This window comes from Synechococcus sp. W55.2 (genome assembly GCF_047461635.1).
Taxonomy (GTDB): Bacteria; Cyanobacteriota; Cyanobacteriia; order Thermostichales; family Thermostichaceae; genus Thermostichus.
The window spans coordinates 32,693-57,520 of sequence record NZ_JANSHM010000006.1 but is presented as its reverse complement, the minus strand read 5'-3'; the positions used below and the strand labels follow the sequence as shown (position 1 = coordinate 57,520).

The window sequence follows — 24,828 nt, the reverse complement described above, 5'->3', positions numbered from 1 at the left end:
CGAAAACCATTAAGCTGAGAGCGGCTCTACTCTCGGGATCCCTTGCCATGCAAAACCCATCTCAGGTGATTCGTGAGCGCCTGCGCTATCAAGGCCATAAATACACCTTCGTCAGCCAGCGTTTGCGTTTTCCCAACGGCAAAGAGGGGGAGCGGGAGTACCTCATCCATCCCGGGGGGGTGGTGGCCGTGCCTGTAACTGCAGCAGGCAAGTTCGTCTGCATTCGTCAATATCGCTTTGCGGTTGCCTCCTACCTTTATGAATTTCCGGCAGGCACAGTCGAGCCAGGGGAGCATCCCGATGACACCATTCGCCGCGAGCTGGAAGAAGAAACCGGCCTGCGTGCCCATCGCTGGGATCCCCTTGGCCAATTTTATTTGTGCCCCGGCTATTCCAGCGAGATTATGTATGCCTATTTGGCGCGGGAGCTGGAAGTGCTGGATTCCCCTCCCGATAAGGATGAGGATGAAGATATTACCGTAGTGGAGTTTTCTGCTTCTGAGCTTACAGAAATGGCCCGTTTGGGAATGGATTTGGACAGCAAGTCCATCGCCTGCTTTTGGCGAGCTCAACTGTTTTTGGCTGCTGAAAAATAAAGCTCTCCGTCGGGGGGCTGCCCCTTGCTCCTGTAGGATCCTTTCCAATTGGCGGGGCGTCTCTCCAAGCCGACTTTGTTGGCTACAGAGGAAGCTCCAGGCTTTTCACCCTAACTTGGTAGCCCATTGCCAGGCGAGATCAAGGTGAGATTGAGGTTGCGTTCGACATAAAAGGGATCCCTGTATCCCGGCTGTTTGGTTGACTGGGAGAACCTTGGAGTCCTTTAGAATTTTAGGGGCGAGGAGTGAGGAAATATGCGGAAACTGCTGTATTCCTGTGGTCGAATAGTCTGGGGAGCGGCTTTGGCTGCCACTCTACCGGTTGCTGCTGTTCCTGCCTATCCCCAGCCTGTGCTTCCGCTGCTGCCGGTTCCTTCTGAGGGCGGCGCTGCTCGAGGTGGGGTTGTGGCTTTATTCAATCAATCCATTTGGTGGGATTTTATTCGCGGCAATCGCGGTGAAAACCTGCGCCTGTTCCCGACCAGCCTAACCTCTCCATCTCGCCAGGATGTGGTGGCTGTGTTTCAGATTCAGCGGCAGCCCACCGTGGAGCCGGTGGTGCGCGTTCTCAGCTTCGAGCACCAGGGGGGGTATAGCTTTCGTCTACTCCACACAGCTGAGCCGATCCCAGGACGGTTGGTGGAGGCTCACCTGCGCACGGACATTACCTCCAGCCCACAGCCCAAGTTGGTGCTCCTCACCGAGCGAGGGGGCATCAGCCTGCTGCGCTCTGTCTTGGTCTTGGAACACCGGCCTGAGGGACTTGTGCCACTGCTGAGCGTGACGGATCTGAGCAATGCCAGCCTGCGGGTCAGCCCGCAAGGGATCCTGGTCATCTCAAGCCCGCCCGGTGCCAGCCGTGATTTGAGGGCTACCCTCTACCAATGGGAGGGGGATGGCTTTGTCCGTCGAGATCTATAAGTCCATCATCTGTTGTGACTGTTGTGAATCTGCCTGTCAATATCCATCTTTGTCAGCGAGGTCTCGCGCGGAGCGGATGTCCGTCTCGGCTATCGCTGCCCTTGCCAGCAAGCTCCCAAACTGGGGGCTTGTCCCACCTGCCAAAGGAACAGGCTTTCGGCCCCAAGGGGATGAATGCTCCAGGGATCCAGGCCAGACCCAAACCACCCGTAGGGATCGACGGCAGCTGGTTGGCCGGAGTTGGTGTTGTCGAAGCGACGCACCTCGAAATGGAGATGGGGCCCGCTGGCACAGCCGCTGTCTCCCGATAGGCCGATGACTGCTCCTGCGGCCACCACTTGCCCCTCCTGCACCCCGATTTGACTGAGGTGGGCGTAGAGGGTCTCCCAGCGGGGAAGTGCTCTCCCATCTGTTCTCTCCCCCTCCGAGAGTTCTGGCTCGTGCAAAAGGCGCACCCGCAACCCCCTGACCGGTCGGCCCAAGCCGGGGCAAAAAAACTCCGGCTCCTCACGGGCCAAGGTGACCCGTCCTGCGGCAGCAGCCAAAATCGGGGTGCCCACCGGCATCTCCCAGTCATAACCGGCATGGCCATCGCTTTTGCCACAGGGGTGCAGCGGGCCAGGGATCCAAACTTGGCCTTGCCCACTCACAAACCGTCTGTTGCCATCCCTCTCCCCCAAAGGCAAGTCATGGTCGAAGAGGTTGGTGACAGGAAATTCCCCAACAAAGGGCTTGTGCAAAAACGGCCACTGGGGCGGCGGCGGATCCCCATAAGCAGAACGATATTTTTCCAGCTCCAGCCGATAGTCTTCCAGATCCTGACGCTGGGCGGGATCTTCCGTGTGCTGCTGCAACAGATCCACCAGCTGCAGGGCCTGAAGCCAGTCCTGGCGCTCCACAGCACGAGCCAACTGGGCGTACACCCCCACCCGGGATACCTGCGGCGAAGACGGGGAGGAGACCTGAGGAAAAACGGGCGATATGTTTACGAATTGATACAATAGGCAGCAAAATATCAGCAGTGTCACCGTTAGCGGTGGTGACATCCCTGCCCAGAGGGCCATCCCAAGTAGGCCGGCCTGCAAGCAAGCGGGCTTGTTCTTGGCTTTAGGCTCTCTCTTGGGGCCATCCGCTTTTTCCCTCAGCCGCCGTATGGGTTGCAAGGAGACAGAGCGGCTTCGCTTAACCACTCTTCGGGAGTTTCTCATGCGTTGGTTCTCGTCCTCTGGTGTTCTCGTCAGCCTGCCTTTCCAGTCTTCTGTTGGGCGAAGTGTTCTGCCCCTGTCTGGCTCGATTTGGCAGCGGCTGGAGGCCTTAGCTCTGGGTTTGCACATTCTGTCTTTGCTTTTTGGGTTGGCAGGGTTGCTCTGGGTTGTACCCCATCCTGAGTGGGTGGCCAGTTTGCCCCCCATTGGCATTCAAGCTTTCTCCTTGAGCATGGGCAATGGCGGCGTGGCCTACATGGTGTTCGGTGCGCTGGCGGCAGCTCTGATGGGATCCCGGCTGTTGGGGATGCGGCGCCTGTTGATGTTTTTGATCCCGGCGGTGGGCATTTCCTTGGGCAGTGAGCTGTTGGGTACCAGCACTGGGATCCCCTTTGGCAACTATGGCTACCTGAGTGGGCTGGGCTATAAGATTGCCGGGTTGGTGCCTTTTACCATCCCTCTGTCTTGGTTTTATGTGGGGTTGTCGTCCTACTTGTTGGCGCGTGTGGCTCTGCAAACCCAGCGCCACTGGTTGATCCACTTCGAGGCCATTATGTTGGGGGCGTTGCTGCTCACCGCTTGGGACTTCGTGCTGGATCCGGCCATGACCCGCGGCTTGATCCCGTTTTGGACGTGGTTTCAGCCGGGGCCCTTCTTCGGTATGCCGCTGCAAAACTTCGGGGGTTGGATGCTGACTGGGGCTGCCTTCATGACGGTGGCCAATCTGCTATGGGGCGAGGATCAACCCATCCTTGACCGCCGCCAGTTGGTGGGGCCGCTGGTGCTCTATGTAGCTAATTTTGCTTTTGCCCTGTTGATGAGCCTGGGCTCCGGCATTGTTGCGCCGGCGGGGCTGGGCCTGTTGTTGGGGTTGGGGCCCGCTTTGGGGTTGTGGTGGAGTGCAAAGACCCCATCCCGCTATTGCGAAAGGACTCCGTCCCGCTATCGCGACCAGCCTGAGCCGCCTTCCCATCCCCAAAAGGACTCTGTCCCGCTATTGCAAACGGTTGAGGGAGAGGCAGGTCGGGACTGGGATACTTTGGAGGATCCCGGTTGGGTTGGCGCGAAGTAAGCTGGCCCTAACCCTTCCTCGGCGAGATCCCTTGGGTTGTCCATGCCATGAACTTTTGCAGCGACAATGTTACAGGCGCTTGTCCTGAGGTGATGGAAGCCCTGTTGGCCCTCAACCGGGGATCCGCCATGCCCTATGGAGGAGACGAATGCACAGCGCAGGTGCAGAGGCTCTTCGCCGAGATCTTTGAGCATGAAGTGGCAGTGTTTCCGGTGGCAACAGGATCTGCTGCCAATGCCCTGGCCCTTTCGGTGCTCACCCCGCCCTACGGGGCGATTTATTGCCATCCCGAGGCCCACATCAATCTGGACGAATGTGGAGCGCCAGAGCTGTTTACAGGTGGGGCCAAGTTGGTGGGGATCCCAGGGGAACAAGGCCGTATCGACTGGGGCAACTTAAAAACGGCCCTGGAGCGGGCGGGGTTTGGGGTGGTTCATCACGTGCAGCCTACCTGCCTCAGCCTGACCCAAGCCACCGAGGCTGGCACCCTCTACTCCTTGGAGCAGCTCAGATCCCTGGCGGATTTGGCCCATCACTTTGGCCTCAAGGTGCATATGGATGGGGCCCGCTTTGCCAATGCCCTGGTTAGTTTGGGTTGCACCCCTGCCGAGATGACCTGGAAAGCGGGGGTGGATGTGCTGTCCTTTGGGGCCACCAAAAATGGAGCCTGGGCTGCGGAAGCGGTGGTGTTTTTTCATCCAGATCAGGTGGGCGATTTTGAGTTTCGTCGCAAGCGCAGTGGCCATCTGGTTTCGAAGATGCGCTTTTTGTCTGCCCAATTGCAGGCTTATCTCCAGGATGGGGTGTGGCTGCGCAATGCTCGCCATGCCAACGCGATGGCCCAACGGTTGGCGCAGGGACTGGGATCCCTGCCGGGAGCCAGGTTGGTATATCCCACCGAGGCCAATGAGGTTTTTATCGAGCTGCCGGAGCCGGTTCTCCAGGCCCTAGAGGGAGCGGGGTTTCGGTTTTACCGCTGGCTGGGGGAAGGTCACCACTTAATCCGCCTGGTGACAGCTTTTAACACTTTGCCCGCAGATGTCGAGCGCTTCTGCCAGGTGGCTCAGCAAGCCAGCCGTTTGCAATAGGCGGACGGAGTCCTTGCAGCTGACCGGGGATCCCCCTGGCCAAAGGCCTGAGCATCCCAAGGGATCCCTGAAGGCTGTTCATCCGCTCGTCAATCCTTAAAGTGGGTGCTGTCGCGACCGGGCTTTTTCTCCAGGCAGGGCGAGGCGGAAGTCGATCCCGTTTTCTTCGAGTTGTCCTGTAGCAGACCAATCAGCAGACAGGCCACCCCAAGGTTGATGGCCACATCCGCCACGTTGAATACCGGAAAGCGAATCCAGATCAAATTGAAAAAGTCCACCACATAGCCGTTGACGAAGCGGTCGATGCCGTTCCCCACGGCTCCTGCCCACACCAAGCCATAGCCGGCCTGTTCCCATCGGCCCAGGATCCCGCCGCGAATGGCCAGCAGCGCCAACGCCAGCGCCACCCCCAGCGAGATCCACTTCAAGAGCTCTGCCGAATCTTCAAACAGGCTCCAAGCAGCGCCGGTATTCTCCACGTAGGTGAGGTGAAACACCCCTGGCCACAGCTCAATCTCTGGCCCCGGCAGCAGCCGTTCCACTGCCCAGTGCTTGGTCGCCTGATCCAAGATTACCCCCAGGATCCCGGCCAGCCAAAAGCCTTTGTTTTTCATGTCGTCTTGGCCTCAATCACGTCCACCGGCAAGAGCGCCCCGATGAGCACTTTTCCCATCCTGACATGCTGCTCTTCTGCCGGCTCATTGCACAGAAGCTCAAGGGCGGAGCTCTGGACTCGAAGTTGGGCCTGTAACGGGATCCAACACCGGTGAGTGGCCTCAGAAGCGATTGGCCGCCTCTGGCTTGAGAGGAGCAGCAAGAAAACCGTCCAGCTTAGGCAACTGGACGGGGATCCCCTGGGGGTGGACAGGATTGGCTACCGACCCTGCTGCTCCAGGGAGCGGCGCAATTCACTGGCCATCTGCATAAACTCTTGCGGATTGCCCGCCTTGCCGTAGGAAGAGCGATCCTGAACCTTTTTGCCGCTGCCTTGGCGGGTGCGGGTGTTGAGCAAAGCGCTGGCCATTTCCATGAACTTGGCAGGATTTCCCTCGCTGCTGCCCCGCACGAGAGGGGCGCGTCCGGCACGAGTGACAGCCATAGATACCTCAATTTTCACAAATGAAATGCTTGTTACATTTTCTCACAAGGGCTCTGCGATCAACCAGGGCCAGCGTTTCCTTGCTGTTACAGCGACTCCGGCCAATACTTAGGGATCCCTCCAAGTGCAAACCTTGCCTGAGGTTGGAAAGAGCCATCAGCGAGTTGAGGTTTTCTCTTGAGTCCAATGATGGGTCAGCCAAATGGGGAGCACCGTCAGGCCGATCACCCCCAGGGCCACCACGCTGATCACCGGGCGCTGCCGAGGCTTGGTGAGCTGGCTGAACACCCAGATCGGCAGGGTTTGCTGCTGGCCGGCGGTGAAGGTGGTGACGATAATCTCATCGAAAGACAGCGCGAACGCGAGCAGGGATCCCGCCAATAGGGCCGAGGCCAGTTCGGGCAGAAGGATGTAGCGAAAAGTTTGCAGGGGGTTGGCCCCCAAGTCGGCAGAAGCCTCCAGTTGAGAGCGTCCCATGCGGCGAAACCGGGCCAGCACGTTGTTGTACACCACCACCAGACAAAAGGTGGCATGGCCGATAACAATTGTCCAAAAGCTGAAAGGGATATGCAGCAAATGGATCGCCGAGCGCAAGGCAATCCCGGAGACAATGCCCGGCAAGGCGATGGGCAGCAACACCAAAAACGAGATCGTCTCGCGGCCAAAAAATCGGCTGCGATAGACTGCTGCTGCCGCCAGGGATCCCAGCACCACCGCCACTCCGGTAGCCAGCACAGCCACCCGCAAAGACAAAAACAAGGCCCGCCAAATATCGGCCCGCCCCCAGGCCACGGCAAACCAATGCCAGGTCAGCCCCGGCAAAGGGAAGCGCAAGGTCGCCTCATCGGGGCTGAAGGCATAAAGGACGATCACCAGCAGAGGAAGATGGAGAAAGAGCAGCACCCCCAGCGAGAACAGGATCCAAAGCCATTGGCCGATGGGAAAAGGGCGAATCGGCATGGATGAGGGAGAATACAGAGCTGGATGGGGAACAGTCTACAGGTAGAGAAATGGTCTGTGAAATAGCCTTGTAGGGAAGCAGCCTTTGGCAAGGACTTTAGATTGCTTGGCCGACTTTGGAGCTCCAGTCGAGCAGAGCATCCCAAACCCAGATTAAACTCGCAGCATGATCGCGTTTTTAAGCGGCCACCTTGTGGCCATCGAATGGGGAGAGCGCAGTAGCCTCACTGTTGAGGTGCAGGGGATCGGCTATCGCGTCAAGGCCCCAGGACGTTTTCTCAAGCAACTGCCTGCAGTGGGGGAGCCCGTCCGGGTGTTCACCCATTTGGTGGTGCGAGAGACCGAGCTGGTGTTGTACGGGTTTGGCTCGCCAGCCGAGCGGGACTTGTTTGTGGAACTCATCAAAGTCTCGGGGGTGGGGCCGGCTTTGGGCTTGGCCCTGCTGAATACCTTCAGCCTGCCGGAGCTGGTGCAGGCGGTGGTGACCGAAAACGTGCGCCTGCTCTCCCTCACGCCGGGGGTAGGTCATAAAACGGCCCAGCGGCTGGCCTTGGAGCTGAAAACCAAGCTGGCCCACTGGCGACAGGGGATGGGGGTTGCGGATCAACCCTTGGCCGGGGGGCCGCCCATGCCTATCCGGGAAGAGGTGGAAATGGCCCTGCTGGCCCTGGGCTACAGCACTCAGGAAATTCAAGCTGCCCTGCAAGCTCTGCCCACCCACCCCCGCCCAACAGAAGATTGGCTGCGGGATGCCATCACCTACCTGAGCCAGCAGCCATGAAGCACCGCCGCATTGCCATTCTGGGCGGAACCTTCAACCCTGTGCACCATGGCCACTTGATCATGGCAGAACAAGCTCTTTGGCAGTTTGACCTGGATCAGGTGCTGTGGATGCCCGCCGGGGATCCCCCCCACAAGCCTCTGGCCCCTGGCGCCAGCAAAGCCGACCGCCTGGCCATGGTCAAGTTGGCCATTGCCGACCACGAGCGCTTCGCCTGCTCAGAGCTGGAGATCCGCCGTTCGGGGCGCTCCTACACCATCGAGACACTGCGCACCCTCATCCAGGAGCAACCCAATACCCAGTGGTACTGGATCATCGGCGTGGATGCTCTGCGGGACCTGCCCCAGTGGTATCAAGCGGAAGAACTGGCCCGCCTCTGCCATTGGATTGTTGCCCCACGGGTGGATGCCGGCGATGCCGCCCAGGTGCTGCAGGCGGTGGCCGCAAAGCTGCCCATCCAAGCCCAAATCCTGGAAGCCCCTACCCTGACGCTCTCTTCCACCTACCTGCGACAGCAAATCCAAAAGGGAGGGTCTATCCGCTACCTGGTGCCCCCTGCTGTGGAGCACTATATCCGTCAGCACCGCCTCTATCTGCAGCCCTAAAGGAAAAAAGGGGGCGGATCCCCCCTCTAGAGTCACCAAACAGCTTAAGACCTGCCATACGCCACAGCCTCTCCCCGGAAGAGGGAAAGGCTGGAACTGTGTTGGGAAGTAAACTGCTTTTCTGGTACTCTGGAATACTTGTGCTCTGTGGGCAGTTGAGAGTGGGGTTGCGGCCAGGTGCCCCCATCAGTAGGCTAAGCCCATGCTGCGGGTGGTTTCGGGGCCAAGGTAGACTCGGATGCTCAGAAAATCGGTGGGACAAGCGGTTTCACAGCGTTTGCAGCCAACGCAGTCTTCGGTGCGGGGAGCGGCAGCGATCATGCCAGCCTTGTTGTTCCCCTTCCAGGGCACCATCTCCAACACGTCGGTGGGACAAGCCCGCACACACTGAGTGCAGCCGATGCAGGTGTCGTAGATCTTGACCGAGTGAGCCATTAGCGTTCTCCAGTCGAGCAGGTTGAAACGTTAAAAAGAGGTTTACCGAATCCGCAGGGCAGCAGCATCGCTGCGCAAGTGCCCTTAGTGTACAGTAGTCCTGGGAAGCCTCCAAAATCTCCGATCCAAATGTTCAAACAAATTTACATCCGGTGGGCCAATGGGAAGGTTGCTGGGGTTGGGCTAGGATCGGCCTGAAGATGACAGGACAAGGGATCCCGAACATGGGGCGCTCGGTGCAAGATTGGCGAAGGCAAACTCAGGGCAATCTGCGTCGTCTGGGGCCAATTTTGCTGGAGATCTTCGAGGAGAACAGGCCTCGCCTGCGCCAATGGGATCAGCAGCTCACCGATTGGGTGCGCAGCCGCCGCTGGGGGGTGGATCCGTCTCTGCCCAAGGTGGCCATCTATGTCCTCGGCGCAGTGGTGATCCTGGCGATCCCACTTCTCACGTTTGTGGCTTTGGGGGCCTTTCTGACCTTTCTGGGTGTCCAAATTGTCCAAAAGTGGTCACAAGGGGATCCCGCTCGCCAAACTCAGCGCCGCTATCTGCGCAGTGCTGACGCGGATGATGATGACTTTGATCTGGATTGAGAAAGGGGCTGCGGGGAATGGGCGGGCTAACTGTCCGCCGACCGTTGGGGCTCCTGGGAGTCTTGCTGCATGCCCAAGCGTTGTTTGACCTGTCTGATCACCTTCTGGTGAGAGCGGTTTTCCAGCCTGTTTAGGCCGATGGCGCCGGCCAGGATCCCCAACTGTAAGGCCAAGCTGGGCAAGGTGGTGCTTAAGTCTCGTCCCGCCAGGGCCTGAAAGAAAAACACAAACGCCCCGATGGTAGCCGAGAACCCCACCGCCAAGTAGATGAAGCGCCGCAAGCTGCGGTAGGGAGCGGCCAGCTCCGTCAACAGCCTCACCTGCTCTGCTGAAGAGGGATCCCGCCGCTGCGACAGGGGCGATCTTGGCTTGGGATCGGAGTCTGCCATTGGCTACACCTCCTCAGGCAACAAGAGGGGCTCCCGACCGGAAACCCCCGCCAAAACGGCTTCGGCAGCGCGGCAGGCGGCCAGAATATCTCGCTCTTCCCCTCCCAAGTACACGCGGCCAAAGCTACCGAAAGGCATCACTTCTAGGATGTTGATCTGGGCAGATTTTTCTGCCTCGTTGGCAGCCAGGGGGGCATAGCCTGCCGGTTGCACCTCCAGGATGTAGAGGGTTTGGCCAGCCAGGAGCATTTGGCCACGGCGGGAACGGTTAATCAACTGGGTTTGGTGGGGATCGATGTTGCGGATGATCTGGCTGGAGATGATGCGGGGCTTGAGGCGCTCCTGTTCACTCACCCCTAAGGCAGCCAGAATCGCCCGTCCGGCGGTGCGGGTATCCCCTTGGTTGCTGGAGTGCACTTCCAGAAGGCCGTAGAGGCGTTCCACCACCTGCAGCCCCGGCCTCACCGAGGTGGCCTTCAGGGCAATATCCATAACGCGGTTGATCTCGATGCCGGGGGAAATCTCGACCCACAAAGAAGTGTCCCCAGGCAGGGGCAAAAAGCCGTAGGCTACTGTGCCCAGATAAGCAGCATACTGGGGTTGCAGCCGATCCAAAAACACGTAACTGCGAAGGTCGATCCCCAAAAAAGTCCTCCCTTTGGGCTCAGTTGGATGTTGAGCTGATGGCGATCTACATTCTCATTCTCCAGCCTCATCCCAGCTCTTGGATCTTGGGCAGACCGGCCAACCTTGGCGCATCAGTTGGGTTGCTGCCCGGCTCTACAGATCGCCCTGAGCCACCACCTTCACCGTTGTCAGGGCTTCCACGTCGATGGGCCCGCGCACGTGCAGCCGCTGGGTAGAAATGCCCAAAGACAGGTCGCGAAACGCTCCCAACGTGGGGATCCCAGCTCCCCGGCCTGCCGAGAGGGGGGAAGTGTTGATGTGGATCAGGGCGGCATCTACTTCCTGGAGAAAGCGCTGGGCCGCCGATTGGCTATCGGTGAGGATCGTCTCCGATTGACGGCAACCATTTTTGTTAATCCAGGCGATCGCCTCCGTCAGGTCGGCAATGGGCTGCAGGCGCAGATGAGGTCGTTCCGTCGAGTCAAAGCCTTGCCCAAGCGGCTGGAGCTGCGGGAACTGTTCCAGAATGGAGGCGGCTGCCTGGATATCGATCCCGTGACCCAGCAAGTCCTCAATCAAGGCGGTCAGATGGTTGGTGGCCCAATCGGTGTGGATCAGCAGCCAGAGGGTGAGAGGCTGATAGATGGGGATCCCTTCTGAGCCATACTGGGCGAGGGGATCCAACAAAACCGACTTGACCAAAGGCCAAGGGGCGGTGCGATCCAGATAGATGTGGCCGTAGCCCAAATGGGTAGCCAGAGTCGGCACTTTGCTGGCCTGCAACAGGAACTCCACCCAGCCGGGGCGACCGCAGGGAATCACCAGGTCTAGGTAGCGGGTTTGCTGTAACAACGGCAATAGTGGGGAATCTACTTGGGGATCTGCGGTTCGGTCTTGGGCGGGCAAGGTTTGAATGGCCCCTTCCGGGATCCCGTGCTCATAAGCCGTCTCTGCCAACAGGTTGACCATAGCCTGGTGAGTTTTCTGGATGGGACCGCTGCTGGCCAAAATCACGCCATTTCCTGTTTTTAGGCACATGCCAATGCCATTTAAGGCAAACTCGGGGTAGATTTCGTAGACCAGAGCAATCAACCCCAACGGGACGCGGTAGCGGCCAATAAACAGGCCATTCTCCTGGCGGTGCCCTTTCTCCAGCTTGCCAATGGGATCCGGCTGCTGGGCCAGGAGAGTCAGCAACTGGGCGGATCGCTGTAGGCGCTCGGGGGTGAGCTTCAGGCCGTTGAGGATCCACTCCGGTACGGTTTGCTCGCGGCAACTTTCCAGGTCGAGGGTATTGGCTTCCAGGAGCAGATCGGAGCGCTCCAACAAACACCGCGAGAGAGCCAGCAGGGCCTGGCGCTTGGTTTGGCTGCTCAACCGCTGCATCTGCGGTAGTAAGCGGCGTACCTGTCGCAGAGTGGTACCTAAGTCAAAGTCTGAACCGAAATCTGTCACTTGAACTTCTCCCGCCTAGCCCATTAGAGACAGACCCGCTGCGTTCTCCAGACCACTGCTAACAAGAAATGGTTGGATCCACAAGTGTCAGGGCTGCCGACTCTAGAAACCGGTTGCCGGATCAGATCTCGTAAGTCTCAGGGCCGCCGCAGCATCAGGATCGCCGTTACCATCAACAGCGTCAACAACAAGCCGAGAATCATGAACCAACTGAGCAACTGGGTTTGGTTTGGGAAGAGCACTGCGCCGATGAACCCAACCGCCAAGACAATGCCCAAGCTGAGGGTGAGGCCCAAGAGCGCGGATCCCTGTAGGGTGTTTTCCCGCCGCAACACCCATTGGTAGCCGTTCCAGAACCACATTTTGCGATAGGGATAAGAAACGGCCAGTTGCTCGATGTACAGGCGGTCGGGGGTAATGGCAAAAATATGCTGGCAACGGCTACACCCAAAGGCTTCGGTTAGGGTGATCAGGCGCAACTGACCTTGATGGCAGCACGGGCAGGGGTAAATTTTGGCGGGCTCAAGGGTCTGAGCGACACGCGAGGCTGATTTTTGACGGGGAGACTTGCGGGGAGAAGAGAACGCCACAGCTCTCAGCCGGTGAGAAGTTGGGATCCCTCACATCCTATCTTCAGGAAAGCGGAGTCAAGCCACCCAGAGATGGTGGACGTAGCGCCAAGTGAGGATTTGGTTTAGGGCAAAAAAAATGAAAGCCAGCAGCCCATATCCCAGCTTCAAGGCGACACCAAGATAGGGCCGCATTCGCTGGGGGATGAAGCTGAAATCGGTGTGTTTGGCCCAATGCACCAACGCCAGCACCTGCACGATGTGAACCGGCAGGCAATAGCGGCTCATGCTTCGCTGGCCCAGGGAACTCATGGCAGCCGCAGCGATGTAAAACATGGCCCAAGCAGCCAGGTGAAACCCCAGCCGCTCTCGCCAGCACCGGCTTTTACCGACCATGACACTAGCCCCATCCACCAAGCTTGTAACAAGCAGGGATCCCAGTGTGGTAGACACAAACAACTGACTGAGGGCATCTGCCCACAATCCAGGATCTTTCACAGGGGCAGAGATCGAGAGCAAGCTCTGCCAACGATCTGCGGAAAGAACATAGGTATGAGCTTGGAAAAGGGCTTGGTAATTGGCTTTCACACCGGTAAAGTAGCTCTGCATTTCCATGTAGAGATCCCAGCGTCCAAAGCGAAGCTGACAATAGAAGAAAAAGCCCAGCCCTCCCAGCAAAGCCAGGCCCACCGTCACCATTGTCCAAAGCCGGCGACGGCCTCGGGATCCCTGCCAAAGATTGAGGAGAGGAATCAACGCCACCGGCAAACCCACAATCCGGGTAGCACTCATGGCCAGGCCGTGGATCCCGGCCAGGAGCATCAGCAGGGGACGATCCCAATAAATGAACCAGTAGAGAAAACCCAGCAAGCTGGCCATAAACAGAGACTCGCTGTAGCCCACGCACAGGTAGAAGCTGGTGGGATAGATGAAAATAATCAAGCTCGCCAAAATTTGCCAGAGTGGGGGAATTTGCCACCTGCGGTAGAACAGGAAAAGGTAAACCCACATCAGCCAGCAAAAGAGCTGAGCAGTTAAGTAAAGCCCCAGTTCAGGGTCAACGCTCAAAAGGTGACTGATTCCAGCCACCGCCAGGGGGTAACCGGGGAAAAAAGCCACGTTGCTCTGCTCATAGGCAATCTTATCAAAGCTCACAAACTGGTACCCTCGCCGCACAATGCTGAGATACCAATAGCTATCCCGCTGACTCAGAGCCGCGAAAGCAGAAGCATAGTCACCGCGTTTTGTCCAGAGGTATATCGTTAGCACTTGCAGGATAGTAAGCGCTAAGCCTAGCAAAGCAATCCGAACAGAGAAGCAACCTAAAAGTTTGCGGATCTGCTGCAACAGATGGCTGAGGCGAAGACTCATCGGCACATTGCTCTTTCTCTCGTCAAGACGGCTCCGTCAAGCCACCCAAAGATGTTGGACGTAGCGCCAGGTGAGGATTTGGTTGAGGGCAAAAAAGATGAAAGCCAAAAGACAATACCCCAGCTTCAGGGCACTGCCAAGATATCGCCAAGCCCGTTGGGGGATGAAGCTGAAATCGGTGTGTTTGGCCCAATGCAGCCAGGCCAGCACCTGCACGATGTAAACCGGCAGGCAATAGCGAACCATACTTCGCTGGCCCACCACACTCATTCCTGCTAAGGCAATGTAAAACATCACCCAAGCAGCCAAATGAAACCCCAGCCGCTCCTGCCAGCGCCGACTTTTGCCGGCTGTGGAGCTGATCCCATCTATCAAACCGGTCACCAGTAGGGATCCCAAGGTGAGAGGAACAAACACTTGACTGAGGGAAATTGCCCATATCCCAGCTTCCAAAGCTTCAGAAAAGGAAAACAGGGATCGCCAATGACCAATAGAAAAGAGAGGAGTATAGGTGTGCGCTTGAACAATGGCCAGGTAATTGACAGAGCTGGGGCCAAAGTAGGACTGCATTTCCATGTAGAGATCCCAGCGTCCAAAGCGAAGCTGACAGTAGAGAAAAAAGCCCAGCCCCCCCAGCAAAGCCAGGCTCACTGTCGCCACTGTCCAAAGCCAACGTCGGGATCCTGACCAGAGATTGAGAAGTGGAATCAAGGCTACCGGCAAACCCACAATGCGGGTGGCGCTCATTGCCAAGCCGTGGATCCCAGCTAAGAGCATTCGCCGAGGGGAGTCCAAATAAACTGACCAGTAGAAAAAGCCCAACAGGCTGGCCATAAACAAAGATTCGCTGTAGCCTACGCACAGATAGAAGCTGGTGGGATAGATGAAAATAATCAAGCTCGCCAAAATTTGCCAGAGCGGGGGAATTTGCCACCTGCGGTAAAGCAGGAAAAGGTAAACCCACATCAGCCAGCAAAAGAGCTGAGCAGTTAGGTAAAGCCCCAGTTCAGGGTCAACTCTCAAAAGGCGGCTGATTCCGGCCACCGCCAGGGGATAGCCGGGGAAAAAAGCCACGTTGCTCTGCTCATAGGCAATCTTGTCAAAGCCCACAAACTGGTACCCTCGCCGCGTGATGCCGAGATACCAATGGCTATCCCACTGAGTTAGGCCCTTGAAGATGGAAACATAATCGCTCTCCTCACTCCAGAGGGAGATCATAAAGATCTGCAGCACTGTCAAGGCCAAGCTGGGCAACAAGATTTGCCCTAAGAAAGGGGCAAGGTACTGCCGACCTCGCTGCAACAGATGACTGAGAGGAAAGCTCATCGCTGAATCGTTAAGGGTGAAGATGGCACTTTGATTTCTTCTTGGTAATCGTCGTCGGAGTTCACCTGCCAGAGATTGTGACTACCGGGTCGGAGAATGTTCTCAGCCGCCAGCAAGCCCATCAGTAAACTGTGATCTTGGTTGTTGTATTTAAATGAGCCGTAGCGGCCCACCACTTGTAGATTTTCAAACTGGCTGAGATACTCCTGCAAAATGGCTAAATCTTCTTTATAGCTACCGGTATAGATGGGATAAGTGCGGGGCAGGCGCACCACAAAGCCACTGTAGATCTTTTGATCGTGAAGCAGGCCAATTTGACGCAGCTCCTTCTCGGCCAAAGCCAGCAATTCCTCCTCAGGAGCTTGCCACAAGGGATCCCCAAAGTTGCACCAATACTCACAGCACAAGGGGGTTTGCTCTTGGTTGGGCAACATGGCCGGAGACCAATTGGCGAAGTTGGTCACCCGTCCCACCCCCACCGTTGGATCGTTGATATACAGCCAGTTATCGGGGAAGAGCTGGGATCCCTGCACAATCAAGTAAACCAAGACAGTATTGCGAAATCTGAGATTGCGGGCTGCCTGCAGCACTTGGGGGGGAGGCAATTTCCGCAGGCTCTGCACCAACACCGTCAGAGGGATCGAGGAAATGACGTGGGAGGGGGAGACCCAAGTTTCACTTCCATCCTGAAGATTGCGCAGTTGCAGCTCGACAACTTGGGATCCCCGATGTCTGAGGGTGACTACTTCTGTGTTGAGCAGGACTTTTTGTCCCTCGGCAAGCAAATACTCCTGCATTTTTTCATAGAGCTGCCCGGATCCCAGACGAGGAAACTGAAACTGGTCGATCAGAGACTTGGCCAAGCTTCGATTCCACCCCAAGGCCTTTTGGATGGCTTGCCCAAGGCTGAGACCTTTGATGCGCTGGGCAGCCCAATCAGCACTGATCTCGGTACAAGGGATCCCCCAAAGCTTTTCCGTATATCCTTCAAAGAACATTTGAAAGAGTCGGGTGCCGAACTTGCCTTTGACCCAGTCGGCAAAGTTCTGGGGAGCTGGTCGCGGAATTAATTGTGCCCAGAGATAGGAAAGGACAATGTGCAGGCTTTCCCACCAACCCACTTTGCGCAGGACTTCCCAGGCCTGAATGGGGTACTGAAAATACTGCTTGCGGTAATAGATGCGGGTGAGCCGTCGGACGGTTACTTGCTCGGATTCCAAAACCTGATTCCACAACTCTCGCACCGGCAGGATTTTAGTGAAAAAACGGTGCGGGCCATAGTCCAAGATAAACCCCTGATACTGAATACTTTTGGCCAAACCCCCGACCTTCTCCTCTCGTTCTACCACCACTACGGAAAAACCCAGTTGGTTCAAGCGATAGGCAGCCGCCATGCCTGCCGGCCCCGCTCCCAGGATGTAGATGGGATTCCCCACTCTGTCTCTTCCCGAAACTGCTTTACAGGGACATTCTAAAACAGGTCGAGAAACTTCCCTACCATCGGCCAATTCCCTGCCAAACCCCAGGACAATGAGGGGAGAAGAGAAAGGTTAGACTGGTGAGGCTGCGGCTGGAGGCTGGCCTGTGCTGTTAACCAAGGGCTTTGAGGTGGAAATGTACACCGGCACCGCCGCCGGGGAAGTGGTGGGCTTGTCGGATCGCATTTGCCAGGCTTTGCCAGGGTTTGTGCGGGAGCCGGATCGGCGCAACGTGGAGTATATCACCCCTCCCCTTCGCCGCTACGAAGACCTGCTCTGTGCCTTGTTGCGGCCTCGCCTACAGTTGCGGCAATTTTTGCGCCGTCTTGGCCCTTACACCCTTCTGCCGGGGAGTACGCTGGCTTTGGGCGGCAGCGATCACTTCGAGCGGTCGGATCCCGGCAACCCCTACCACGACTACATCGAACGCACCTACGGCACGCGGGTGGTAACCGCCAGCATTCACATCAATGTCGGCCTGCCGGATACCGAGGCTATCTTCCGGGCTTGCCGACTGTTGCGGGTGGAAGCATCTCTCTACCTAGCTCTGAGCGCTTCCTCTCCTTTTCTGGACGGACGGGTGACGGGATCCCACTCCAGCCGTTGGCAGGTGTTCCCCAAAACGCCGGCTCAGGTGCCCTTCTTCCGGGATCACGCCCACTACATTGCCTGGATCCAGGAGCAGCTAGCCTTGGGCACCATGCAGAATGTGCGCCACCTGTGGGCCTCGGTGCGACCCAACGGCCCGGAGCGGCCCTACCACCTCAACCGCGTGGAGCTGCGCATTTGCGATCTGGTGGGGGATCCGGTAATGGTTCTGGCGATTACCGCCTTGGTGGAAGCCCGTCTCTGGCAGTTGCTGGCCCAGCCGGAAGCGCTGGATCCCTTGCGGGGGCCCTTTACCCCAACAGAGCTGGAGAGCCTTTGCGAGGCCAACGAGCAGGCTGCTGCTCGAGAATCGCTGCAATCTCATTTGGTCGATTGGCGGACAGGCCGGGAACGGGCGGCCCAAGAGTGGATCGAAGAGCTGCTGACCGAAGCTTGGCGTATTGGCCAACCTCAAGGCTTGGGCTGTTTTCTAGCTCCCTTGCAAACTCTGCTCCACCAGGGCAATGAGGCCCAACGCTGGCTGAAGCAAGTCAACCAGGGATCCACACCTGCCCAGGTGTACCAACAGGCCATCCAGGAGCTGGCCGAACAAGACCGAGAGAGGCAGGAAACCCTCTGCCAAGTTGTTGGCTAAGCCTCTGCCCAACGGTGAGCGTTCTCAACCCGGTGCTTTCTACACACTAGCTCGCCGAGCCAACTTATAGTCATTTCAAACTGGATTGAGACACTCCTACTGCTGCCCAAACGCTCCGCGCCGCTTCCGCGACCACCTCCAGTCCTTTTCCCAGAGAGAGAGGAGTTGGGAAGCAATGCAACAGATTTCATTCTTGTTTAAAATGCAATTCCCTAGGCAGGCTCCACCGCTTCTTGTAGGGCTTTGCGGGCAATGCGAGTGACGTAGACGGTAGCGGCTATGGTGGCGATGAGCCCCACGAGGCGAACGACCCATTGGGCGGTTTGAGCCTGAGGATCCAACTCCGCGCCTTCCATGTCGGCCAGGGATCCCGCCAACGAGCCGATGTACACATACATAAAAGTGCCCGGCACGATTCCAGCGGTGCCCAGCAAGTTATCCAGAAAAGAAATTTGGGTCAGCCCCAGGGCGTAGTTGAGCACATTGAAGGGAAACGCAGGCGACAGCCGAATCAGGCCGACTATTTTCCATCCCTCACGTCCCAACGCTCGATCGATGGCCGCAAACTTGGCGTTTCCCTCAATCCATTTCGCCACCTGTTCCCGCGCCAAGTAGCGCCCGATTAAAAAAGCCAAGTTGGCTCCAATGGTTGCCCCGATCAGCACGTACACAGTTCCGGCCAGCAACCCGAACACGGCCCCTGCCCCCAAGGTCAGCACCGAGGCTGGTAGAAGCAGCACCGTCGCTACAATGTAAATGGCAATGAAGAGGATTGGCCCCAGCAACCCCAAGCTTTCAATCCAAGCCAGAGCTTCGGCGAGCCAGTCTTGAATAACTCCAAAAAATCCCAATCGATGGGCTGACCAAAAGATAAAAATGGCCAAGCCCAAGCCGGTAGCAAGCTTAAGCAAAATCCGCTGCTTTTGGGGATTTGTGTTGAGTTGAGGTAGCTCTTCCATTGGCTAAACTCCTACAAAGTTCTTGTGAGGCGAGCTAGGGCAAGCCAGAGTAGACAGCTCTTGGAGTGGGGGAAGTATCTTTACCCGAAAGTCGTGCCGTTCCATCCCCAAAGATAGCCTTTGGCATCGCTGAACTCAATGTAAATCCTCTTCTTGGGGATCCCCAATCGGGCCTCGATGGTGCCGCAAAAAAACTCGCTCATGGCTCGGGTTTGTTGGGCGGAAAATTGCCCGATACTCTTGATTTCTAGGTAACAACAGGGATCCCCACTGCCGGCAAAGGTCATCGGGATCCCACCTTCAAAGGCAGTCATCACGTAGGCTTCCGACTTGCCCAACTGTTCCGATAGAGCAGCAGACAGCACCTTGAGCAGTTCCTCTACTGCGGCGATTTCTGGTTGCACAGACGTTTGCAGCTTGATCAACGGCATGGATCCCTCTCCCTATCAACAAATTCATCTTGAAATTCATCTTGGCATTCTCAGCCCCGCTCTTCGGCAATCCACCTGTGGTAGCGTAGCGACAGAGTTGGGCAAACCTCTATGGAGCAGACGAAGCCGGCCAAGCCAGAGATCGGCCACCAGCAGGGCCAAATCGGGCCAGGCCCTTGTGCTGTGCAAACTGAGGCTGCCCCCGCTCCTGTCGGCCCTTACAGCCAGGGCGTTACTGCTCTGGGGCCGTTTCTGTTCACCGCCGGACAGGTGGGCCTGGATCCCAAAACCGGCAAACTGGTGGGGGAGGACATTGTTTCTCAAACTCGGCAGGCGTTGCTGAACGTGCAGGCAGTGCTGGAAGCGGGGGGCACCACTCTCGCCAATGTGGTGAAGACAACGGTTTTCCTGGCCGATATGGAGGACTTTGCGGCCATGAACGAGGTTTATCGAGAGTTTTTTGCCACCGATCCGGCTCCGGCCCGCTCTTGCGTGCAGGTGGCTCGCCTGCCCCTCAATGCCCGAGTAGAAATCGAGGTTGTGGCCTGCTACCCACAATCGACCTAAATGTCTCCTGAGTCCGGCTAGCGGAATGGTTTCTGGGTCGGCGCGGATCCCGGCAAATCGGGAACTGGATCGTAGCCCCCTGGGTGCCAGGGATGACAGCGACAGAGGCGACGGAGCCCCAGCCAGCCCCCACGTAGGGCACCGTAGCGCCGCACCGCTTCCAAGGTGTACTGGGAGCAGGTGGGGTAGTAGCGACAAGCAGGCGGCAGCCAAGGAGAAATACCCACCTGGTAACCCCGGATCAGGGCAATCAAGCTGCGAGTGAGGGGATCCGATCGTTCAGGCATGGGTCGGAGTCCAAAAAGCGCATCTCTAGGTAACTTGAGGTTAGCTGTTATCCCAGACTGGAGGCGCCTGCAAAGGCGAGCAGGGCCGGTTCCCAGCCCCAGACCATACGGTTACAATCAGAAAGGTTAGCACCTAAATATTTCGGGCTGAGGGATCCGGCGAAGGTGGGCTTATCCTAGGGCGCGGTTCTGGGAGAACGCTTTGAGTTCCATTTTGCATAAGGAGTTGGCGTGAGGGTATTCGGGCAGCTGCAGCCGGCACAGCGGCGCAACTTGGGCATTTTGTTTGTGGCTGGGCTGCTCTTTTGGGCCAGTTTATCCTCGCTGCTGCCCACGTTGCCTCTCTACGTCAGAGATGCCGGTGGCACCAGCCAGCAAGTGGGCTGGGTAATGGGGGCCTTTTCGATTGGGTTGCTGGCCTTTCGCCCTGCGTTGGGTCGCCTGGCGGATGGCCACAGCCGGCAGATCGTGCTGCTTATCGGCATGGGGGTGGTGGGGATGGCCCCCATAGGATACTGGCTCTCCGATTGGATCCCATGGGTAGCGCTGGTGCGAGCCTTTCATGGGGTTAGCATCGCCGCTTTTGCCACGGCCTATGTGACTTTGGTGGTGGATTTTGCCCCAGAAGAAAAACGGGGTGAGATCCTGGGCTACATGAGTTTGGTCAATCCGATCGGCGCAGCCATTGGCCCTGCTTTGGGCGGCTTTTTGCAGGAGTTTGCCGGCTATGGCCCTTCGTTTCTCTTCTCTGCTCTGCTGGGGTTGGTGGGCTTTCTTTGTACCCAACTGGTTCGAGAACAGCGGCGTGAGCATTGGGGATCCCTGCCGATGGATGGGGCCTTCTGGAGCTTTCTGGGCAGCCCGAAGGTGCGCTCCCTCGCTTGGGTGATGTTTTTGGTGGGGTTGGCCTTCGGCACCCAGACCACCTTTGTGGCCTTGTTAATCCAAGAAGCCGGAGCTCCCCTGAATCCAGGTCTTTTTTATACGGCAGTGGCCTTTGCCAGCTTTGGAGTGCGCCTGCTCACCGGTCGCGCTTCCGATCGCTATGGGCGGGGGCCATTTATCTCCCTCAGCTTGGCCACCTATGCCTTGGCAATGGGGATCCTGATTGTTGCCAACAGCACCGGCGCTTTTCTGGCTGCTGGGATCGTGGTGGGTTGCGGTTTTGGTACTTTGATCCCTCTCATCTCTGCCCTCGTGGCCGATCGCTCGGAGCCGGCGGAGCGGGGTCGCCTGTTTAGCTTGGTGATGTGCGGGTTTGATTTGGGCATTGGCCTGGCGGGGCCCCTTTTGGGCACCTTAGCAGCGGGATCCGGCTATCGAGCCATGTTTGGCTATGCGGCTCTTCTTTCCTTGGCTTCCTTGGGTTCTTTTCTCTTCTTCTCCAATGGGCGACCGGGGGACTCGCTGCGCTTTGCCTTGGGCCTGGGGCCGGATAGCTCTTCGGTCCATCTAGAGGGCGGCCGCAATCGGCTTGGGTCGCAAGAACCCGACCCTCTGGAGCCGCCGGATCGGCCCGCTCCGCTGGAAACGGGATCCCGTTCATAGATAGTTCCATACTCAGATCCCCCACACTCCGTCAAGAACTGAGGCTCAAGCCCTCTGCAGTTGCTGCCAACCAACCGGCCCATTTCTGGAAACTTGCCTTATCCTAAGCTGGAGTTGGTGTACAAAAAGCAACTCTGGGCACGGGCTATGGAAGCGCGGCATTGGCTGGCCCTGATGGGATCCCTGGTGGTCAGTACCTTCTGGGGATGGGTGGAAGCCGTCTGGGGGGTGACGGTGCGAGTGCAATTGGCCGATACCACTGCCCCTCTGGTGGTAGGCGTTTCTCTCCCTGCCCAACTGATCAACGGTCGGGGAGAGGTGCTGGCAGATCTGCCCCCTATGCAAGGGTTTTTGGCTCAGCCCAGCCCTCAAGGGGTGCGTCTGCATGGGGTGGTTGACCCGGCGTTGTTCATCGAACCTCAGGAGGGTGGCCTGGTGGCAGTGAATGGCCGCTGGTACTCCGGCAAGGTGCTCTTGACTGGCTACAACATGGTGATGGCCATCAACTACGTGGATCTAGAAGACTATGTGGCCAGTGTGGTGGATGCAGAAATGGGATCCCGGTTCTTCCCAGAAGCCCTGAAGGCGCAAGCGGTGGCAGCCCGCAGCTACGTTCTTTACCATCGCAATTCCCGCGGTTGGTTTGATGTGTTTAGCGATACTCGCTCCCAGGTGTACCGAGGGCTTTCCCAGCGGTCGGCAGCCGCCCTGGAAGCAACACAAGCCACCCGTGGTGTGGTCATGGTGTATGGGGGTCAGTTTGTCAATGCCATGTACAGCGCCAGCAGCGGCGGCCAAACCGTCGGGGTGAGTGGGATCCCTTATTTGATGAGCTTACCGGATGTCAGCCCCTATCCCAAGTTTGGGCATGGCATTGGCATGAGCCAGTGGGGCGCCCAAGAATTGGCCCGCCGAGGCTGGACTTACCGCCAAATTTTGGCCTACTACTACCGAGGGGTCAGCTTTGCTCGTTTGCCAGAGTGAGACCTTCAGTGCCCTGATTTGCTCTGTCTCGTCTGCGTCAACCGAACCGCGGCTTTTGGGCCTGAAAGACCTCTTGGGCTTTGGGATCCCCTCGCTGAGGGCGGTGTTGAACTCCACTTCGGTCATGGTGCTAGAGCCGAGATAGTAGCCCCAACGATACACCAGATCCCCAAGGATGCCGTAGTGTCTCAGGGTTTGCAGATCTTTCATCAGGAGCGCACCGTCACGAACGGATCCCACACCAGAAACCCTGCTCTGCTTTTTCGCCATTCGCATCTTCCCTTACAGCATTTTTGGGCCTGACTTTTAACTTGAAGAAGACCCCGTTTTGTTCCCACCTCAGCTTCAATTTTAGGCTTCTGGGAGTGGCCTCATGGGTAGAACACTCTATGTGTCCCAACAGGATTGCTACCTCAGCCTCGACCAGGAACGCCTGGTTGTCAAACGGGCTGGAGCTGTTCTTCAACAGGCTCAATTGCCCCACTTGGATCAGATTTTGATCTTTGGCCATGCCCAAGTCACAACCCAACTGATCCAGAGTTGCCTAGAGCGCAACATCCCCATCGCCTATCTTTCCCACATGGGGTACTGTGCTGGGCCGTCATCAACCGGCAGGTGCAGACCTACAAGCAGTTTGTAAATGATCAGATCCCTGTTTACTTGCCGTTCCTCATCCGCTGAGGGGATCCCACATGCATGGTCAAGTCGCGATTTTTGTGGGTTTCTCTTCCACGGCCCAAAGCGGGCCCATGTCCAGGTAACGCCGGAAAGCCCAGTCCTCCGTGGCCCTCAGCATCACCACCGTGGCCAGATTCACCAGGCTCCCCTCGCCGGGGAAGACCCCAACCACCCTGGTCCGCCGCTTCACCTCACGGATAAGCCGCTCCAGCACATTCGTGCTCTTGATGTGCCGCTGGTGGACCCCGGGAAAGTCCAGGTAGGTCAGGGCCTCCCCCAGACCCTGGGCAAACACCTCCACCGCCCGCTTAAACCGGTCCCGGTAACGCTCAACGAACTCCTGGGCCAGAGATTCCGCCGTGCCCCGCCGCCGCGCCACAAACACCTCCTGGAGCTCCTCGGCCACCACACCCCGCTCCGACTGCGGCACATGAGCTAAAACGTTCCGCATAAAGTGCACCACGCACCGCTGCCAGCTGGCCCCAGGAAGCTCCGCCATCACCGCTTGGCGGATGGAAGGGTGGTCGTCGGAAATGACCAGCCTCACCCCATGAAGCCCCCGCTCCACCAGGCCCTTCAGCAGGTTCCTCCAGGCCTCCTTCCTCTCCCCGCCCGCCGGCTCCACCGTCAGCACTTCCCGGTAGCCTTCTTCGTTCACCCCCACCGCCACCAGAAGGGCCAGGTCCACCACCCGCCCGCCCCAGTTCACCTTGAAGTAGGCCGCGTCCAGGTAGAGGTAGGGGTAGGCCAGCTCCAAAGGCCGGCCCCGCCAGGCGGAGAGCTCCTCCTCCAGGCGCTGGGCTACCCTGGAGACCGCGTCCTTACCGATGCGCACCCGGGACAGGCCCTCCGTGATGGCCGCTACCTTGCGGGTGGAGACCCCTTGGAGGTACATCTCCAGCACCGCCTCTTCTACCTCTCCGGTCATCCGCTTGTACCGCTCAAAGACCTCGGTCAGGAAAGTCCCCTCCCGGTCCCGGGGTACCCGGAGCTGGGCGATCCTGCCCGCCGGCGTGATGAGGTCCCGGGTGTAGTAGCCGTTCCGCTCCCCGCGGCGGCTTTCGGTGCGCTCACGGTAACCCGCAGCCAGGTGCTCGGCCATCTCTTCTTCCAACACCTGCTCGTTCGCGTAAGCGGTGCGGAGCACTATGACGGCCTTGACCCCTTCCCGGATGCGCCGGCTGATCTCCTCCTTGGTCAACCTCTTAAGCTCCTCTCCGTCCATTCCGCCCTCCATGCTTAACCCACAAAATACGCGACACTACCGCCACAGATCACCGGAGTGCGGCAATGGCTACTCAACTGGATGTGGAAGACATTCGAGGGATCCGATCGGTTGCTGAGGTGGCTGGTCTCTTTGCATCTCTGGGGTACGCTCTGGTGGGGCAACCGTTGGATATAGCAGCGCTGGAGCTACCCGCTGATTTTGACAGACCTCGGGCTGCATATTTCCTGGCGGAATATCGACAGCGGTATTTCCGTCAGGTGGTGCTGCTGCTTGAGTTTGAGGTAAAGCCCAGCCCTACAGGTCGCTTCCCTTCGGGGAAGTGGAATTAATGAA

Annotated in this window: 30 protein-coding genes; 13 read left to right on the top strand and 17 right to left on the bottom strand. The window is 57.9% G+C overall.

The genetic code is table 11. The features are described from left to right. Positions 1 to 47 precede the first annotated feature (47 nt). Entirely contained in the window at positions 48 to 596 is a 549-nt protein-coding gene (locus NW828_RS02705; RefSeq protein ID WP_011432186.1) for an NUDIX hydrolase, read from the top strand. Between the two features lie 255 nt (positions 597 to 851). Continuing rightward, the gene (locus tag NW828_RS02700; RefSeq protein WP_414381266.1) at positions 852 to 1,517 is read left to right on the top strand and encodes a hypothetical protein; all 666 of its coding nucleotides are present in this window, start codon (positions 852 to 854) and stop codon (positions 1,515 to 1,517) included. Positions 1,518 to 1,606: 89 nt separating this feature from the next. Here the strand turns inward: NW828_RS02700 and NW828_RS02695 are convergent, their stop codons facing one another. Then, on the bottom strand, positions 1,607 to 2,446 hold the full coding sequence (locus NW828_RS02695) for a M23 family metallopeptidase (protein WP_414381264.1): 840 nt from the start codon (positions 2,444 to 2,446) through the stop codon (positions 1,607 to 1,609). 277 nt (positions 2,447 to 2,723) lie between these two features. On the opposite strand from NW828_RS02695, the gene cruF reads away from it, so the two are divergent. Further along, entirely contained in the window at positions 2,724 to 3,794 is a 1,071-nt protein-coding gene (cruF, locus tag NW828_RS02690; RefSeq protein WP_414381261.1) for a gamma-carotene 1'-hydroxylase CruF, read from the top strand. 47 nt (positions 3,795 to 3,841) lie between these two features. Next, complete coding sequence (locus tag NW828_RS02685) at positions 3,842 to 4,882, top strand: threonine aldolase family protein (RefSeq protein ID WP_414381259.1); 1,041 nt, start codon at positions 3,842 to 3,844, stop codon at positions 4,880 to 4,882. Between the two features lie 89 nt (positions 4,883 to 4,971). On the opposite strand, the gene lspA is transcribed toward NW828_RS02685, so the two are convergent. From lspA to NW828_RS02670, 3 genes are all read right to left on the bottom strand, one after another. Beyond that, a complete protein-coding gene (gene lspA, locus NW828_RS02680) occupies positions 4,972 to 5,496 on the bottom strand; it encodes a signal peptidase II (RefSeq protein WP_414332043.1) in 525 nt (174 codons plus the stop codon). 260 nt (positions 5,497 to 5,756) lie between these two features. After that, positions 5,757 to 5,981, bottom strand: coding sequence for a hypothetical protein (locus tag NW828_RS02675; RefSeq protein WP_148202686.1), 225 nt, complete (start codon positions 5,979 to 5,981; stop codon positions 5,757 to 5,759). Between the two features lie 156 nt (positions 5,982 to 6,137). Further along, positions 6,138 to 6,941, bottom strand: coding sequence for an ABC transporter permease (locus NW828_RS02670; protein ID WP_414332041.1), 804 nt, complete (start codon positions 6,939 to 6,941; stop codon positions 6,138 to 6,140). A 166-nt stretch (positions 6,942 to 7,107) separates the two neighbouring features. Here NW828_RS02670 and ruvA point away from each other — a divergent pair, with 166 nt between their 5' ends. Together ruvA and nadD are read left to right on the top strand one after the other, a co-directional pair. After that, positions 7,108 to 7,722 carry a Holliday junction branch migration protein RuvA gene (gene ruvA, locus NW828_RS02665; RefSeq protein WP_414381256.1) on the top strand — a complete coding sequence of 205 codons (615 nt, stop codon included), beginning with the start codon at positions 7,108 to 7,110 and terminating at the stop codon, positions 7,720 to 7,722. After that, positions 7,719 to 8,327 carry a nicotinate-nucleotide adenylyltransferase gene (gene nadD / locus NW828_RS02660; RefSeq protein WP_011432197.1) on the top strand — a complete coding sequence of 203 codons (609 nt, stop codon included), beginning with the start codon at positions 7,719 to 7,721 and terminating at the stop codon, positions 8,325 to 8,327. Before ruvA ends, nadD begins: the two co-directional genes overlap by 4 nt. A gap of 186 nt (positions 8,328 to 8,513) precedes the next feature. On the opposite strand, the gene psaC is transcribed toward nadD, so the two are convergent. Then, positions 8,514 to 8,762 carry a photosystem I iron-sulfur center protein PsaC gene (gene psaC, locus NW828_RS02655; protein WP_011432199.1) on the bottom strand — a complete coding sequence of 83 codons (249 nt, stop codon included), beginning with the start codon at positions 8,760 to 8,762 and terminating at the stop codon, positions 8,514 to 8,516. 200 nt (positions 8,763 to 8,962) lie between these two features. Here psaC and NW828_RS02650 point away from each other — a divergent pair, with 200 nt between their 5' ends. Continuing rightward, a complete protein-coding gene (locus NW828_RS02650) occupies positions 8,963 to 9,355 on the top strand; it encodes a hypothetical protein (protein ID WP_414381253.1) in 393 nt (130 codons plus the stop codon). Between the two features lie 26 nt (positions 9,356 to 9,381). Here NW828_RS02650 and NW828_RS02645 read toward each other — a convergent pair whose 3' ends face one another. The 7 genes from NW828_RS02645 to NW828_RS02615 all read right to left on the bottom strand — a co-directional run bounded on the left by NW828_RS02645 (position 9,382) and on the right by NW828_RS02615 (position 16,528). Then, positions 9,382 to 9,744: a DUF3493 domain-containing protein gene (locus NW828_RS02645; protein WP_414381250.1), complete on the bottom strand. Its 363-nt coding sequence runs from the start codon at positions 9,742 to 9,744 to the stop codon at positions 9,382 to 9,384. A 3-nt stretch (positions 9,745 to 9,747) separates the two neighbouring features. Then, on the bottom strand, positions 9,748 to 10,389 hold the full coding sequence (locus tag NW828_RS02640) for a hypothetical protein (protein ID WP_011432202.1): 642 nt from the start codon (positions 10,387 to 10,389) through the stop codon (positions 9,748 to 9,750). Positions 10,390 to 10,524: 135 nt separating this feature from the next. After that, positions 10,525 to 11,826, bottom strand: a complete 1,302-nt coding sequence (locus NW828_RS02635; RefSeq protein ID WP_414381248.1) for a gamma-glutamyl phosphate reductase — start codon at positions 11,824 to 11,826, stop codon at positions 10,525 to 10,527. Positions 11,827 to 11,963: 137 nt separating this feature from the next. After that, complete coding sequence (locus NW828_RS02630; RefSeq protein ID WP_414381246.1) at positions 11,964 to 12,416, bottom strand: hypothetical protein; 453 nt, start codon at positions 12,414 to 12,416, stop codon at positions 11,964 to 11,966. A 57-nt stretch (positions 12,417 to 12,473) separates the two neighbouring features. After that, complete coding sequence (locus NW828_RS02625) at positions 12,474 to 13,550, bottom strand: hypothetical protein (protein WP_414381243.1); 1,077 nt, start codon at positions 13,548 to 13,550, stop codon at positions 12,474 to 12,476. A 252-nt stretch (positions 13,551 to 13,802) separates the two neighbouring features. Beyond that, complete coding sequence (locus NW828_RS02620; protein WP_414381240.1) at positions 13,803 to 15,092, bottom strand: mannosyltransferase family protein; 1,290 nt, start codon at positions 15,090 to 15,092, stop codon at positions 13,803 to 13,805. Next, positions 15,089 to 16,528, bottom strand: coding sequence for an NAD(P)/FAD-dependent oxidoreductase (locus tag NW828_RS02615; protein WP_414381238.1), 1,440 nt, complete (start codon positions 16,526 to 16,528; stop codon positions 15,089 to 15,091). Before NW828_RS02615 ends, NW828_RS02620 begins: the two co-directional genes overlap by 4 nt. 148 nt (positions 16,529 to 16,676) lie before the next feature. Here NW828_RS02615 and gshA point away from each other — a divergent pair, with 148 nt between their 5' ends. Then, positions 16,677 to 17,813 (top strand): glutamate--cysteine ligase, encoded by a 1,137-nt coding sequence (gene gshA, locus NW828_RS02610; protein WP_414381235.1) that lies wholly within the window; start codon positions 16,677 to 16,679, stop codon positions 17,811 to 17,813. Between the two features lie 212 nt (positions 17,814 to 18,025). On the opposite strand, the gene NW828_RS02605 is transcribed toward gshA, so the two are convergent. Next, positions 18,026 to 18,772, bottom strand: a complete 747-nt coding sequence (locus NW828_RS02605; RefSeq protein WP_414381232.1) for a TVP38/TMEM64 family protein — start codon at positions 18,770 to 18,772, stop codon at positions 18,026 to 18,028. 80 nt (positions 18,773 to 18,852) lie between these two features. Continuing rightward, positions 18,853 to 19,203 carry a phenylpyruvate tautomerase MIF-related protein gene (locus tag NW828_RS02600; RefSeq protein ID WP_011432208.1) on the bottom strand — a complete coding sequence of 117 codons (351 nt, stop codon included), beginning with the start codon at positions 19,201 to 19,203 and terminating at the stop codon, positions 18,853 to 18,855. Positions 19,204 to 19,386: 183 nt separating this feature from the next. On the opposite strand from NW828_RS02600, the gene NW828_RS02595 reads away from it, so the two are divergent. Continuing rightward, the gene (locus tag NW828_RS02595; protein ID WP_011432209.1) at positions 19,387 to 19,770 is read left to right on the top strand and encodes a RidA family protein; all 384 of its coding nucleotides are present in this window, start codon (positions 19,387 to 19,389) and stop codon (positions 19,768 to 19,770) included. A 17-nt stretch (positions 19,771 to 19,787) separates the two neighbouring features. Here NW828_RS02595 and yidD read toward each other — a convergent pair whose 3' ends face one another. Continuing rightward, positions 19,788 to 20,057, bottom strand: coding sequence for a membrane protein insertion efficiency factor YidD (yidD, locus tag NW828_RS02590; RefSeq protein ID WP_414344078.1), 270 nt, complete (start codon positions 20,055 to 20,057; stop codon positions 19,788 to 19,790). Positions 20,058 to 20,288: 231 nt separating this feature from the next. Here yidD and NW828_RS02585 point away from each other — a divergent pair, with 231 nt between their 5' ends. After that, positions 20,289 to 21,605, top strand: a complete 1,317-nt coding sequence (locus NW828_RS02585; protein ID WP_414381229.1) for an MFS transporter — start codon at positions 20,289 to 20,291, stop codon at positions 21,603 to 21,605. Between the two features lie 93 nt (positions 21,606 to 21,698). Next, positions 21,699 to 22,589, top strand: a complete 891-nt coding sequence (locus tag NW828_RS02580) for a SpoIID/LytB domain-containing protein (protein ID WP_414381226.1) — start codon at positions 21,699 to 21,701, stop codon at positions 22,587 to 22,589. A 223-nt stretch (positions 22,590 to 22,812) separates the two neighbouring features. Here the strand turns inward: NW828_RS02580 and NW828_RS02575 are convergent, their stop codons facing one another. Beyond that, complete coding sequence (locus tag NW828_RS02575) at positions 22,813 to 23,100, bottom strand: hypothetical protein (RefSeq protein ID WP_041436213.1); 288 nt, start codon at positions 23,098 to 23,100, stop codon at positions 22,813 to 22,815. On the opposite strand from NW828_RS02575, the gene NW828_RS02570 reads away from it, so the two are divergent. Further along, on the top strand, positions 22,981 to 23,229 hold the full coding sequence (locus NW828_RS02570; RefSeq protein WP_414381283.1) for a CRISPR-associated endonuclease Cas1: 249 nt from the start codon (positions 22,981 to 22,983) through the stop codon (positions 23,227 to 23,229). The two genes, NW828_RS02575 and NW828_RS02570, sit on opposite strands and share 120 nt — an antisense overlap. A gap of 60 nt (positions 23,230 to 23,289) precedes the next feature. Here the strand turns inward: NW828_RS02570 and NW828_RS02565 are convergent, their stop codons facing one another. Then, on the bottom strand, positions 23,290 to 24,492 hold the full coding sequence (locus NW828_RS02565) for an IS256 family transposase (protein WP_414381224.1): 1,203 nt from the start codon (positions 24,490 to 24,492) through the stop codon (positions 23,290 to 23,292). A 65-nt stretch (positions 24,493 to 24,557) separates the two neighbouring features. Here NW828_RS02565 and NW828_RS02560 point away from each other — a divergent pair, with 65 nt between their 5' ends. Continuing rightward, the gene (locus NW828_RS02560; RefSeq protein WP_414331890.1) at positions 24,558 to 24,824 is read left to right on the top strand and encodes a hypothetical protein; all 267 of its coding nucleotides are present in this window, start codon (positions 24,558 to 24,560) and stop codon (positions 24,822 to 24,824) included. The last annotated feature ends 4 nt before the right edge of the window (positions 24,825 to 24,828 follow it).

What these genes read in the sequence shown, in the direction of transcription:
- NW828_RS02705 (WP_011432186.1), top strand. Translation starts at nt 48, where the DNA reads ATGCAAAACCCATCTCAGGTGATTCGTGAGCGCCTGCGCTATCAAGGC.
- NW828_RS02700 (WP_414381266.1), top strand. Translation starts at nt 852, where the DNA reads ATGCGGAAACTGCTGTATTCCTGTGGTCGAATAGTCTGGGGAGCGGCT.
- cruF (WP_414381261.1), top strand. Translation starts at nt 2,724, where the DNA reads ATGCGTTGGTTCTCGTCCTCTGGTGTTCTCGTCAGCCTGCCTTTCCAG.
- NW828_RS02685 (WP_414381259.1), top strand. Translation starts at nt 3,842, where the DNA reads ATGAACTTTTGCAGCGACAATGTTACAGGCGCTTGTCCTGAGGTGATG.
- lspA (WP_414332043.1), bottom strand. Translation starts at nt 5,496, where the DNA reads ATGAAAAACAAAGGCTTTTGGCTGGCCGGGATCCTGGGGGTAATCTTG.
- NW828_RS02675 (WP_148202686.1), bottom strand. Translation starts at nt 5,981, where the DNA reads ATGGCTGTCACTCGTGCCGGACGCGCCCCTCTCGTGCGGGGCAGCAGC.
- NW828_RS02670 (WP_414332041.1), bottom strand. Translation starts at nt 6,941, where the DNA reads ATGCCGATTCGCCCTTTTCCCATCGGCCAATGGCTTTGGATCCTGTTC.
- ruvA (WP_414381256.1), top strand. Translation starts at nt 7,108, where the DNA reads ATGATCGCGTTTTTAAGCGGCCACCTTGTGGCCATCGAATGGGGAGAG.
- nadD (WP_011432197.1), top strand. Translation starts at nt 7,719, where the DNA reads ATGAAGCACCGCCGCATTGCCATTCTGGGCGGAACCTTCAACCCTGTG.
- psaC (WP_011432199.1), bottom strand. Translation starts at nt 8,762, where the DNA reads ATGGCTCACTCGGTCAAGATCTACGACACCTGCATCGGCTGCACTCAG.
- NW828_RS02650 (WP_414381253.1), top strand. Translation starts at nt 8,963, where the DNA reads ATGACAGGACAAGGGATCCCGAACATGGGGCGCTCGGTGCAAGATTGG.
- NW828_RS02645 (WP_414381250.1), bottom strand. Translation starts at nt 9,744, where the DNA reads ATGGCAGACTCCGATCCCAAGCCAAGATCGCCCCTGTCGCAGCGGCGG.
- NW828_RS02620 (WP_414381240.1), bottom strand. Translation starts at nt 15,092, where the DNA reads ATGAGCTTTCCTCTCAGTCATCTGTTGCAGCGAGGTCGGCAGTACCTT.
- NW828_RS02605 (WP_414381232.1), bottom strand. Translation starts at nt 18,772, where the DNA reads ATGGAAGAGCTACCTCAACTCAACACAAATCCCCAAAAGCAGCGGATT.
- NW828_RS02600 (WP_011432208.1), bottom strand. Translation starts at nt 19,203, where the DNA reads ATGCCGTTGATCAAGCTGCAAACGTCTGTGCAACCAGAAATCGCCGCA.
- yidD (WP_414344078.1), bottom strand. Translation starts at nt 20,057, where the DNA reads ATGCCTGAACGATCGGATCCCCTCACTCGCAGCTTGATTGCCCTGATC.
- NW828_RS02575 (WP_041436213.1), bottom strand. Translation starts at nt 23,100, where the DNA reads ATGGCCAAAGATCAAAATCTGATCCAAGTGGGGCAATTGAGCCTGTTG.
- NW828_RS02565 (WP_414381224.1), bottom strand. Translation starts at nt 24,492, where the DNA reads ATGGACGGAGAGGAGCTTAAGAGGTTGACCAAGGAGGAGATCAGCCGG.
- NW828_RS02560 (WP_414331890.1), top strand. Translation starts at nt 24,558, where the DNA reads ATGGCTACTCAACTGGATGTGGAAGACATTCGAGGGATCCGATCGGTT.